This window comes from Pseudomonas sp. SID14000 (genome assembly GCF_002165135.1).
GTDB lineage: Bacteria > Pseudomonadota > Gammaproteobacteria > Pseudomonadales > Pseudomonadaceae > Aquipseudomonas.
Map to the genome: position 1 here is coordinate 1 of NZ_NFZQ01000167.1, position 391 is coordinate 391.

At 65.0% G+C, this 391-nt stretch carries 1 protein-coding gene; it reads left to right on the forward strand.

Annotated elements, in window-relative coordinates:
• On the forward strand, window positions 1-391 hold a 391-nt coding region (locus CAY82_RS27795; protein WP_170931147.1), incomplete at both ends, for a CDP-glycerol glycerophosphotransferase family protein.

Genomic DNA, 391 nt, shown 5'->3' on the forward strand with positions numbered 1-391 from the left:
GGCGACGTACTTCATCAGCAACATGAACCTGCCGAAGGAGCTCGAGAAGCGCGACGGGCAGATCCACCTCCAGACCCAGCACGGCACGCCGCTGAAGACGATGGGCACCGATCTGCGGCATTACCCGGTCGCAGCGAAGGACCTCGACCTGGACGAACTGATGCGCCAGGTCGACCGGTGGGACTTCAACCTGTCCTCGAACCGGTACTCGTCGGAGATCTGGGAGCGCACCTACCCGGCCCATTTCGAGGACCTCGAATACGGGTTCCCCCGCAACGACCGGCTGCTGAACGCGACGCTGGACGACGTCCGGGCGATCCGGGCGTCCTTCGGATTCGACGACTCGCACCTGGTGGTCTTGTACGCGCCGACCTTCCGCGACGGCGTCGAC